Raw genomic sequence first — 10,558 nt, forward strand, 5'->3', positions numbered from 1 at the left:
CATCGCCGCCCGCGCCCGGGAACTCGTCGACCAGGGCACCGCCATCGAGGCCGCCTGCCGCATCGTCATCCTCGAGGACCAGCTCGAGGAAGCCCAGCGCCTCAACGCCGCATACCGCCGAGCCGGCGGATCGTCCAATCCATCGGCCGGGGCCTGAGACGGCGGAGATCCGCACCCCCCAGGAGCTTCGCGGCTGCCGCCCGGAAAGGGGCCGTCGACGGCCCCGGGGGCCGGCCCCGGCCGGGTCGACCTGTGCTACCACGGCCTGGCCGTGGCGGACGTCATCGCGGGCCTGTGGGCGAGTGCTGTCATGGCGGGCCTGCCGCTGCGCGGCGACACGCCGGACGGAGGCTGGTGGGATGAGCCCCGGTTCCGACCGGCGCTATCACCTGGCCCTGATCGCGGCGGGCCGTCCGGCGATGCACGGCTGGTGGGGGAGTGAGGCCACAGCCCGCGACAAGTTCGTCGTCTGGGTCGGCGTGTACGGTGCGCTGCCGGACGCTCGGGTCATCCTGGTCGATGAGGAGGCCGGAGCGGTGTTGCGGGGGTGGCCGGACGAGAGGTGACCCCGTCCATCACGGTCCGGCGCCGAGCACAGGGCCACATGCGACCGCGACGCGTGCAGGAGAAGGGCGCCGCGCCTGTGCCGGTACGACCAGTGCACCCACGGGCGGCACACCGGGAAACAGCTGATCGCGCCCCGTCGGGGGCCGCTATCCACGGCTCATGCTCACAGCTGTGCTGCGCGGCATCGCCGCCGAGGGCCCGGGTGCGGTGTCCTTCCGCGACGGCGGCCGGCGCGCCCACGGCCTGGCGGCGGAGTTCACCGACGTGGAGCACCTGGAGTTCGAGTTGTAGGGCAAACGCCGGGGCCCTGCTGGCACCCCGGCGGAAGAACTTATGTGAGATTTAACGACGGACTACCGGCGCAGGATGCGAATCTGCATCTCCATGTCACCGGTTTCTGTAGTGGTGACACCAGTGCCCTCCAGCGCTGGTGTCAGGGCGGTGAGCTGGGGGTTCGCCGTGCGGTGTGGGGTGGTGGTGACATCGGGGTGCGGTTTTTGCGGTGACGGCTCGTGAGGTTGCTGCAGGTCGCGGCGTGTCCTTCCGGTGCAAATTCGCACGTGGGGCGTCCGTCAAGGACTGGTTGAGGTAGACCGCGGTCGGCCCCTCCGGCGGGCGGCCGGGCCGGGGGCGGCGCCGCGGGCGGCGACCGCGTCGACGCCGGGGCGGACGTACCGCGCCAGAAAGCGGACTCGGGCCGGCCGGCGACCGGCTCCCGGACCCCCACCGCGCAATTGTCTGATCAGCAGCGCCCCTGATCCCTTCGGGCGACTCCACTGCACAGCCTGCGTGCCTGCTCGGTGGGGTGCTCGTGGTGCCCGCCAGGATGACCGGCATGGGCCGATGGGTGTACGAGTTCACGGGGTGTCCCGACTCGGGGGACTGCCAGCAGATCGCGGAGGATGACGAGCCGGGCGCGGTGGTGCTGCGGGAACGCCCGCGCGGTCTGGGCATCGTGGACGGGTTCGTACGGGAGAGCGTCGACGACCTGCTGCGGGTGGCCCGCTTCCGGTGGGTGGCCGGCGGAGACCCGTCCACGGTGGCACCGGCGGTGCTGCAGGCGTCCGGGCCTGCGCCCCTCGCGCGGCGGGATGCGCGGCCAGGGCGGACGGGCAGCGCGCTGGACACCGGCGATTGCACATGAGGGGCTTTTCGAGCCCGCGTCCGAGGCCGCCGTCGTGGCCGGGCGCGACGGTCAGCGCGCACAGCCATTCTCCTGCTCCTCTGTGGCGGGTTCTTCGGTCCCGGTCTCCTCGGCCGCGGTGGTCGCGGGCTCTTCGGTGCGATCTCTCGGTTTCGGGACTGTCAACGGACGCGCGGAGAAGGGGCGGTACTTCGACAGCAGTGCGGGAGGCGGTTGAGCACTGCGGTGGGTTCGGCCTCTTCACGAGTTGGGGTGCTGGCTTGAGGTTTCCCGCCGCCGGATCTTCTTCACCGCCTTGGCCGGCTGCTCCGACCCGGACCAGGGTGCGCGCGTGGCGCGCGTGTGCGAGGCGGTGAACTTCGGTGAGCACCCGGCGGTGGTCTGGGCGGCGGCGATGCCCGGCCCGGAGCAGGGCGCCGGGCCCGGCGAAACCGGGCCGGTACTGGCCGAAGGGGTCTTTGAGGGGAGTGGCCGGTGCCGGCCGGGCCGGTAACGAGACCTTGACCGCACAGGTCAGGCGCCGATGTCCTGGGACAGCGGAGGCTGAGCCGGGGCCGTCGAAGTCTGAGCGGCCGACGCCGGCTCAGAGCCCGAAGGCGCCCCCCTCGACGAGGAGGAACAAGCCGATCGCGATGAGGACCACCGGGAGCAGGAGGTCGCCCCAGCGGCCGAAGGCCTGGGCGACGGCCGGGCGGGTGGCGAGGAACCGGCCCGCACAGCACCACCCCGCGAGCAGGACGAGGAAGACGACGGCGTAGGCGCTCACGGCGCCGGGGCCGGCGGTGGCGAAGACGGGCGCATAGACGCCGAGGTTGTCGCCGCCCTTGGCGACGGTGAGGAGGACGACCTCCAGCAGGCCCGGGCCCGGCCCCCTGCCCGGCGCGGTCGGCCTCGTCCCGGTGGTTTTGCCAGGCCTGCCGGGCCGCCCTGAGGCCGAGGGCGAGCGGCAGGAGGCCGAGGTAGGCGATGACCGCCGCGGGCAGGAGGGTCCCGCTGAGCGCGGCGGCGAGGATGGCGGCGAACCCGAGGTACTGGCCGAGCACGATGCGGCGGGCCGCGCCGCGGTGTTTGGCGCCCCGGGCGAAGAGCACGGACAAAAGCAGGAGGTCGTCGAGGTTGGTGACGGCGAACAGGCCGACCGCCTGCCCGAGGATGCCCAGGTGCACGTGACCAGCTCGCTCCGCTCGTACCGCAACGACGCGGTGACCCTACGGGAGGCAGCACGCCACAGTGCGAAAGCCGCGAGGAACATCGCGCTCAAGGTCCGCTGTCACGAAACCGCGGTCGGTCACACTCCCCGGCAAGCACTCAGGGTCCACTGTCACGGGACAGCCGGGCCAGTGCCGGACGGGCGACCCTGATGCAGGTCGTAGGGCAGCCTCGGTCCGGGACGACGACGGTGACCAGGCGGCGGGTGCGGCAGGCCGGCGGTTCCTCGAGGCGGACTGCCGCAGAGGGCGCTGTGGGAAGCAGGCGGTGTGGCCGGCCCCCTTGACCAGCGCGCTGACCTGTGTTCCTTCCTCACGTCCGGGCACGGTTGAGGCGCCTTGGAGAGCGCCCTGCCGGCTGGTTCCCGGCCGCGGTCGCCGCGTCGCTGACGGGCGCCGGGCGAAGCAGCCACCATCCGTCGGCGGTTGAAGGCGCCTCGGCTCCTGCCGCGCTGCCGTCGAGACCCGGCGGGTGCCGTGCCGGTCTTCCTGACCGCCACCAGCGGCGCCTGGGCCAGGTTGCTCACCGGCACCTCGTTTTCCCAGGCGATCACCCCTTGACCACCGCCGCTTTCCCGGGCCGGACCCCTTGACCGCCCGTGTGAACGCAGGCTGCCCCGCCTAGGCCTCGGGCCCGGATCCAGTGGCGATGGTGTCAGTGGTGGCCTGTGACAACGTGACTGTGAGGATGATCGGGTGCCGCTCCGGGCGATGGCTTGACTCGCAACGTGACTGGCCGTGTGCCTTGGCATTGATCTGTCGGCTACCTGCTCGGTGCGGTGCGTGCTGCCGGGCAGGGGACGTGTCATGCCATCGCCGGCTGCGCGGGCCCCCCGGGCTCTGTCCGCTCGGTGGCGACCTGCCGGCCCTGGTCGCGCTCGGCGCGGTCCCGCTCGGCGCGCTGGCGTGCGGCCTGCTCACGGGTGATCACTTCGGTGGCGGCGCCGACGGCGACCGCGATCGGCCACTCCACGGCCTCGACCACGGCCATGGCGCCGAGGAGGCCGTAGAAGGCCAGCCTGCGGGGCGAGGGGAGGATGGACGTGGCCGGGCGGGCGGTGGAGAACATGTCGCCCGGGGTCACGTAGGGGATCGGAACCCGGGCGTGCGCGGTACGGAATTGCAGCACCCTGCCGCCCGTCCGCTTCTCCTCCGGGCGCTCCGCCGGGGCCTGCTGTGGTTCCGGGGGGCGGGTCTCCGCGGTCGGGGTCCCGGCCTGTGGCGGGGCCGGCTGCTGCGGTGGCTGGGTCTGTGGACCTGGGGAAGTCATCTCTTCCTCTCCTGCCGTGCGGCATGAGTGGCGAGGGGTTTCCCTGACCGTGTTTCATCGATGCACGCGAATAAACCCATCTGAACGGACAATTCGGGCAGGCTGGTCCGGGGCTGCTCAGGCGGGTGCGGCCGCCGGGCGCCCGCTCGCGCCGAAGGCCTTCCAGAGCCGGACGGCCAGCCGGACCACGGCGGCCTCGAGCAGGGCGACCGCCACCTGGGTCAGGACCGTGGTGAAGATGTGCGGCATGGTCCGCCGCCTTTCGTGTGTCGTGCCGGGGACGACTCCTTTGTCCGCTGCGAGGTCGTCCAGCAGGCTGCACACGGGGGTTCTGCAGGTGAACTTTTTTCAGCGTACCGGCGGCGCCCCGGACCGTGAGGGGCACCGGCACCGAGCCCGCCGCCGACGCCGGCGCGATCGTCCAGGCCGCGGGGCCCAGGGGCCGGCTGCCGAAGAAGTGGCTGAGTCCCGGCACGCCCACCACCACGCCCAGCACCACCAGGGACCCCACCGCGGCCGCGGCCACCACCGGATCACGGCCCGCGTCCTGGAGCGTCTGGAACAGCTGGGAGGTCACCAGGGCGACCAGGGCGACCGTGTCGGCGCGCCCCCGGGTGCCGGTGGCCCGGGCGACGATCCAGGCGGCCGCGGCCGCGGCCGGATGTGGCGGATCAGGGCCTTGCCGAGCGAGGCCTCCGGGCCCTCCGCGAGCAGCCGGTCGGGGTGGTCGGCGGGCGGCCGGGCGGCGATGGCCATGGCGGGCAGCATGTCCGTGGGGGCTGTCACGGTGGCTGACAGCCTGGGATGATCTTCGGGTTGGTCATGGTGGAGGGGGACCGTCCGTGGACAGCGCGCCGCCGTCGTACCAGAGGCACCGGTACCCGATCGAGGTGATCTCCCACTGCGTGCGGCTGTACCACCGCTTCCCACCCAGCTTCCGCGAGGTCGAAGAGCTCATGCTCCAGCGCGGCGTCCTTGTCTCCCACGAGACCGCGCGCCGCTGGTGCGCCACGTTCGGTCAGGCCTGCGCCGACGGACTGCGCCGTCGACGGCCCCGGCCCGGCGACAGGTGGCACCTCGACGAAGTGTTCGTCAAGATCAACGGTGTGCGGCAGTACCGGTGGCGGGCCGTCGACCAGGACGGCAACGTGCCCGACCTCCTGGTCCAGGGCCGAAGGGACACCGCTGCGGCCCGGCGGGTGACCGCCCCCGACTACCGCGCCGAGATGACCGTCCGCTTCGCTATCCGGGATCGGGTCACCGGCGGCGCGGCCGGCCCGCCGTGGCCTGAGCACGAAAGCCGGAACCCGGTCCCACCGCATCCGACGCCCCGTCGGGCACGCATACGCTCCACGACGTGCCAGCGCCGGCCGGCCGGCGGGCAGGTCGAGGCGGGCCCGCGGCCGGGTCACGGCGTTCGCGAAGAGCCCTTCCGCGCGCCGCAGCGCATCCCGGCCCGCGGCGAGGTTGCCCTCCGGTCCCGGGCCGTCGGTGTTCCGTGCGTGGGGCAGCGGGAACCGTCCGGTGCCGAAGGACGGTGTGCGGTGGGTGCCGGTGACGGGGGCGCCGGGCGCTTCACCGGCCGTCCGGCTGAGTGGTGCCGGGCCGAAGGCGGTGAGCAGCAGGTCGGCTCCGCCCGCCACGGCCTCCCGCCCCGTCCGCGTGCGCCCTCGTCAGCGCCCGGGCCGCCTCTGGCGACGTCGCCCGGGCCCGGTCCCGGAGCAGCCCCTGCGGGTCTTCCGGCACCGGCCGGGGGGCGAGATTGCACCCGCCGGCGAGTGCGGCAAAGGACGGATGAACGGCCGCGGCGACCTGCCGGCCCGCGTCCGGCAGCCGCCGCCCCAGTCCCGTGCAGGGCGCGACGTCTCCCCGGGAACCGGCGGTGATGACCAGAATCCGCGTGGAGCGATTCTCCTCGGCGAGATGCCGTCCCAGAGGTGACCGCCCGCTCAGTCCGTTTCGCTCGGACCGGGGCGGTCGGCCAGGGTGCGGCGGGCTCGGCGTTCCACCAGGACGGGGACGAAATCCCGCACGGGCCTGTCCCGCAGGTGGTGGTACGCCTCCCCGACGGCGGCCTCGATCTCCTGTGCCGTGCGACGGCCGGCGTAAGCGGACTTCAGCCGTTCGGTGACCTCCCGGACGGCTGCGGTCTCCCGTGAATCCCCGGGCAACGGCTTCCTCCCCGCACAGGTCACTGAGGATGTTGATCGTTTCTGTCCGGGAATGTTACGCGGTGGGGGTGGCACGGCGGCGGTGCGGACGCGCCCGTGCCGCCCGGCGGGGTCCCGAAGCGCCAGGCTGACCAGGCCCGGCAGGGTGGCCCGGCAGGGTGTCGGCGGCGCAGTCGTAATCCAGGGGAACGGTCACCCCTTGCGGCTGCGGCAGCAGCCGGATCGCGGTCGAGCGCCCAGCTGTTCACCGGGAGTCCGGATCACCCGGCCGGTGAGGAGCAGGTCCGCGTCCCGTCCGGAAGGAAAGTGCACGATCTTGCATTCGGCGTGGCGCAGTGCCTGCCCGGTGCCCCGGCCGGCGGGGGCCGGCGTCCGGCCGGGCCGGGTCCGCAGCTGTTCCATGGCGCGTCACGCCGCGTTCACGGGTGCATCCTGACCCGGTTCGCCTCTGTGCCGCCGGGCCTCGGCGGGGCTGCCGGCGCTTGCCACGGGCTCAGGACTCATCATCCGGGGATTCCCGCTCGGCGGGCGGGGATTCCCGGGGCACCTGACGGGCGCGCAGGTCCGCACGAATGCGCTGGGCGAGCCTTTGGGTGTCGTAGCGGTTCAGTGAGGCGCCGATGGCCGCGCCGACCATGAAGGGCATCAGCATGGGGATCCGGCGGACGGTGAGCCGCAGGAGCCGTCGGCGCAGTTCCCTTCTCACCCGGACGCTGAGCATGAGACTGACGGCGGAGGCCGGTTTTGTGACGTTCAGGCCGCGTCCCTCGGTCCATTCCGCGAGATACAGCGCGGCACGCTGTCGTGCGGTGCCAGGGGCCCGCAGCCCGTACACCTCGTGCAGTTCGGCGATGAGCTTGAATTCGACGGATGCCGTTCCGAGGATGCCCGCGGCCAGCTCCGCGGGCATGGCCGGGGGCGTGGGCAGCGCCGCAGCGGACCCGACGCCCGCTCCGACGGCCTCGGTGCCCCGTACCGCCCCGGTGACCAGGTGGTCGGCGATCTCCTCCGAACCCAGGCCGGGGAACTGCCGACGCAGCGTGTTCAGATCGCGGACCGGGATCCGCGGGACCGCTTCGATCAGCCGCCCCGCGAGGAAGGAGGCCGGCGACCATTCGGGAGTCCTCACCTCGGGTGACATCGCATTGTCCCGTTCCGGCGGCGTCATTGCTCCTCGACACCTGCCTGTCCACCCCTGTACCCGCTGGCGGTGCGCCGATTCGCGCCGCGCGGCAGACGGGGTACGGGGTCGGTCAGGCGGACGTGCCGTGCGGCAGGGCGCTGCTCGATGCGCCGGACGGTCCTCGGACAGGGCGGCACGGCGAGGCGGCCGACAACGACGCGGAGCCGACGAGCGACAGCGGGAAGTCGCTGCCGGACCCGACGCGATCGCGCTGATGGCGCTCTTTGAAAGCGGCCACCCCTGCTCGGGGGTGACCCCACACCTGCTCAGTGGATCTCCCCACCCACAGGGCACCTGACCTGCGGACGGGTGCCACAAGGGAGGGGCCGCCCGACAGCCGGCCAGGTCCAGGGACGGGACGGACTGTCCAGGGTGGCCGAAGGCCAGCGCGTAGCGCCGCCGCAGGCGCCCTTGACCGGCCGGCACGGCCCGCACACTCCACGAGCGGGCGGCCCCGGCTCGCCTCGCTCGCCCCAACTCCCCACACGGTTGAAGACCGGAGCAAGTGGGGCGACGAGTATGCCTGGCCGTTTTCAAGAATCGCCATCAACGCCTCGCCGCTCTGCGGGCAGGCGCCGCCGAGCCGGTCCGGGCCCGGCCTCCCGAGTCCCGCAGCACCACCACCGGGTGAAGGTGTGCGGGCCGTGCTTGCAGGGGCTGCGGTTCTGTGGTCTGTCCGGCCTCGGGGTGGTGTGGGACGAACGCCGCTATGCGGGTGTACGCAATGCCTCAGGCGGCTTGTCCGGCTTGCGTGGGAAGTGGGTTGTTTGTGAATGTCGTGCTCTGATGCTTCGGCCTGCCGCCGGCAGGCCGGTACCTGCCCAAGGGCACCGCCGGGCGGCTTTCCCGTCGGCTCATGCCGCCCCTGTCCCTTGCCCGAGGAGTTGCCGGTGCTGCCGAGCAGTGGTGTGTTCCCTTCCCCGTCGTCCTGGCCGGTACCTGGGGTGCTCGGCACGGCCCTGGACACGGCGGCATCACTGGCCGGTGAGGCGTGGGCCGTTCTGGACGGCGTGGCCTGCCGGGGCCGGCACATGGTGAGCGGTGCGTTCCACGGCTTCTCCACGCCTCTTGCGGAGGTGGCCGCCGTGCTGGTGGACGCCGGTGAGGGACGCGCGCGGCGGCGGGTGTGGTCCCGTGACGGCAGGGCGTACCTCGAGGTGCGCGGGTTGAGCGGGCACGGGAAGCGGCACGGGCGGCTGGCGCACGAGGTGACCGCCGTGCTGCGCGGCGCGGCGGGTGTGCGCTGGGCGGAGGTGAACGCGGCGCTGGGGCTGGTGGTGGTCGACGGCGATGAGGACGGCCTCGACCTGGACAGGCTGCTGGAGCTGGTCGAGCGGGTGGAGGAGGCGCAGGGCAGCGCCGGGGAGCCGTTCTCGGGCAGCCGCCCGTGTCCGCCGTTCGACTCGACGCCGGTGGTGCTGGCCGGGGTGTCGCTGGTGGCGGACTGCCTGGGGATCGTGGTGGCCGCGACCGGACGGGTGACGCCGCTGCCGGCGCCCTCCGCGGTATTGCGGTTGCCCGTGGTGGTGGCGCAGACCCAGCCGCGGCTGCGCCGGCTGATCGAGGACCGGCTCGGCCGGGCGCACGCCGAGACGGTGCTGGCGGTGGCCAACGCGGTCGTGCACTCCCTGACGGAGGGGGTGGCGCCGCTGGCGCTGGACGCGCTGCAGCGCGTGTGGCAGCTCTCCGAGATCCGCAGTCGGCGGACCGTATGGGATCTGCGGGAGAGGGAGCTGGTGGGGGCCGGGGAAGGGCCTGGGCACCACCCGCCCGAGCGGCTGCCCCGGCCGGCGCCGCTGCCGGCCGGCCCGGTGGAGACGTGCGGGGAGCGGACCTCGCTGGCGGGGCTGCTGGGCGCGGGAGGGGTGCTGGGGTGGACGCACAGCTCCGAGCAGGCCGCGCAGGCGATCCTGGCGACCGTGCCGAAGGCCGCGGACATGGGCCGGGAGGCGTTCTGTGCCCGCCTGGGCCGCGATCTGGCCCGCGACGGCGTGCTGCCGATGGACGGGGCCGCCCTGCGGCTGCTGGACCGGGTCTCGACCGTCCTGATCGATTCGGCTGTCCTGTGCGCCCCCCGCCCCCGGCTGCTGTCGGTGACCGCCACCGACGACGTGGACGAGGCCGGCCTGTGGGATGCCGGGCAGTCGGTGCTGGCCGGCCGGCCCCTGCGCGAACTGTGGGGCCCGGGTCCGTGGATCCGGGACGGGTGGCGGCTGGAACGCCCCGCGGACGCGCCGCGAGGGAGGCCGGACGCCCCTGCGGGACTGCTGCTCGACCTGCGCGATACCGACGGCGTGCGCCGGGGCCGGATCCTGGCCGGCTGCGACCTCGACCCGCTGGCCGACGCCGTGCTGGCCGCGGCCCGCACCGGCACCCGCCCCCTGCGGCTCACCGAGCACGCGAGCACCGCCGAACTGCTGCCCCGAGCCGACCGGACCCTGCCCGCGTCCGCACCGCTGTCCCAGGAGGTGCGGCGCCTCCAGGCCGACGGGCATGTGGTCCTGCTGGTCTCCGCTGCCCAGGACGCCGCCCTGGCCGCCGCGGACGTCGGTGTCACCGTGGTGCCGAAACCCGGCACCGCCGACGGGGTGTGCTGGGCCGCGGATCTTCTCTGCGGTCCCGGCCTGGCGCACACCTGGCGCATCCTGACCGCCCTGGACGAGGCGCGCCGGGTCAGCGGCAAGTCCGCCCGCCTGTCCTACGGCGGCTCCACGCTCGGAGCTCTGATCGCGGCCGCCGGCACCCGCCGGAAGACGGCCGGGCTGACCCACTCACCGGTCTACGGCGCGGCGTTCCTCGCCCAGCTGGGTGGCATGGCAGCGGCTCGCCGCCTGGCGCGCCGGCCCCTGCCAGCGCCCCGCGTCCGCCACGCCTGGCACGCCCTCGGGGCCCGGGAGACGCTCGGCCTGCTGGGCGGCCTCGGCGAGAGCCCGGCCGGCGAACGGCCTGCCCGGCGGCCGGCCGCCCGCCCCGGGTGTCCCCCGGGCGGCGCGATCCCCCGAGCCGTACGCGCCG

The 10,558-nt window shown here is 73.8% G+C and carries 9 protein-coding genes and 4 pseudogenes; 6 read left to right on the forward strand and 7 right to left on the reverse strand.

All coding sequences use genetic code 11. The features are described 5' to 3' along the window. The 4 genes and pseudogenes from JL475_RS36675 to JL475_RS36690 form a co-directional block, all read left to right on the forward strand. Positions 1–157: pseudogene (locus JL475_RS36675) on the forward strand (MerR family transcriptional regulator); the annotation flags it as partial. 202 nt (positions 158–359) lie between these two features. Then, entirely contained in the window at positions 360–566 is a 207-nt protein-coding gene (locus JL475_RS36680; protein WP_202282519.1) for a hypothetical protein, read from the forward strand. Positions 567–726: 160 nt separating this feature from the next. Further along, a complete protein-coding gene (locus JL475_RS36685) occupies positions 727–858 on the forward strand; it encodes a terminal protein (protein ID WP_237409316.1) in 132 nt (43 codons plus the stop codon). A 544-nt stretch (positions 859–1,402) separates the two neighbouring features. Continuing rightward, positions 1,403–1,711 (forward strand): hypothetical protein, encoded by a 309-nt coding sequence (locus JL475_RS36690; protein WP_202282520.1) that lies wholly within the window; start codon positions 1,403–1,405, stop codon positions 1,709–1,711. Between the two features lie 583 nt (positions 1,712–2,294). On the opposite strand, the gene JL475_RS41370 is transcribed toward JL475_RS36690, so the two are convergent. The 5 genes and pseudogenes from JL475_RS41370 to JL475_RS40880 all read right to left on the reverse strand — a co-directional run bounded on the left by JL475_RS41370 (position 2,295) and on the right by JL475_RS40880 (position 4,975). Then, positions 2,295–2,567, reverse strand: coding sequence for a cadmium resistance transporter (locus JL475_RS41370; RefSeq protein ID WP_272933027.1), 273 nt, complete (start codon positions 2,565–2,567; stop codon positions 2,295–2,297). Positions 2,568–2,685: 118 nt separating this feature from the next. Next, positions 2,686–2,877 (reverse strand): annotated as a pseudogene (locus JL475_RS41615) (cadmium transporter); the annotation flags it as partial. Between the two features lie 847 nt (positions 2,878–3,724). Continuing rightward, positions 3,725–4,189, reverse strand: a complete 465-nt coding sequence (locus tag JL475_RS36700) for a hypothetical protein (RefSeq protein WP_202282521.1) — start codon at positions 4,187–4,189, stop codon at positions 3,725–3,727. Between the two features lie 117 nt (positions 4,190–4,306). Further along, positions 4,307–4,438: a hypothetical protein gene (locus JL475_RS41380; RefSeq protein WP_272933026.1), complete on the reverse strand. Its 132-nt coding sequence runs from the start codon at positions 4,436–4,438 to the stop codon at positions 4,307–4,309. Between the two features lie 324 nt (positions 4,439–4,762). Continuing rightward, on the reverse strand, positions 4,763–4,975 hold the full coding sequence (locus tag JL475_RS40880) for a hypothetical protein (RefSeq protein WP_237409318.1): 213 nt from the start codon (positions 4,973–4,975) through the stop codon (positions 4,763–4,765). A gap of 56 nt (positions 4,976–5,031) precedes the next feature. On the opposite strand from JL475_RS40880, the pseudogene JL475_RS36710 reads away from it, so the two are divergent. Next, positions 5,032–5,388: pseudogene (locus tag JL475_RS36710) on the forward strand (IS6 family transposase); the annotation flags it as partial. 750 nt (positions 5,389–6,138) lie between these two features. Here JL475_RS36710 and JL475_RS36715 read toward each other — a convergent pair. Continuing rightward, entirely contained in the window at positions 6,139–6,360 is a 222-nt protein-coding gene (locus JL475_RS36715) for a three-helix bundle dimerization domain-containing protein (RefSeq protein WP_202282522.1), read from the reverse strand. Between the two features lie 493 nt (positions 6,361–6,853). Further along, positions 6,854–7,489 carry a hypothetical protein gene (locus tag JL475_RS36725; protein ID WP_202282524.1) on the reverse strand — a complete coding sequence of 212 codons (636 nt, stop codon included), beginning with the start codon at positions 7,487–7,489 and terminating at the stop codon, positions 6,854–6,856. Positions 7,490–8,433: 944 nt separating this feature from the next. On the opposite strand from JL475_RS36725, the pseudogene JL475_RS36730 reads away from it, so the two are divergent. Further along, positions 8,434–10,558, forward strand: a pseudogene (locus JL475_RS36730) (cation-translocating P-type ATPase); the annotation flags it as partial.

This window comes from Streptomyces sp. M2CJ-2, assembly GCF_016757295.1.
In the GTDB taxonomy this organism is placed as follows: domain Bacteria; phylum Actinomycetota; class Actinomycetes; order Streptomycetales; family Streptomycetaceae; genus Streptomyces.

What these genes read in the sequence shown, in the direction of transcription:
- JL475_RS36700 (WP_202282521.1), bottom strand. Translation starts at nt 4,189, where the DNA reads ATGACTTCCCCAGGTCCACAGACCCAGCCACCGCAGCAGCCGGCCCCG.
- JL475_RS36690 (WP_202282520.1), top strand. Translation starts at nt 1,403, where the DNA reads ATGGGCCGATGGGTGTACGAGTTCACGGGGTGTCCCGACTCGGGGGAC.
- JL475_RS36680 (WP_202282519.1), top strand. Translation starts at nt 360, where the DNA reads ATGAGCCCCGGTTCCGACCGGCGCTATCACCTGGCCCTGATCGCGGCG.
- JL475_RS36685 (WP_237409316.1), top strand. Translation starts at nt 727, where the DNA reads ATGCTCACAGCTGTGCTGCGCGGCATCGCCGCCGAGGGCCCGGGTGCG.
- JL475_RS41380 (WP_272933026.1), bottom strand. Translation starts at nt 4,438, where the DNA reads ATGCCGCACATCTTCACCACGGTCCTGACCCAGGTGGCGGTCGCCCTG.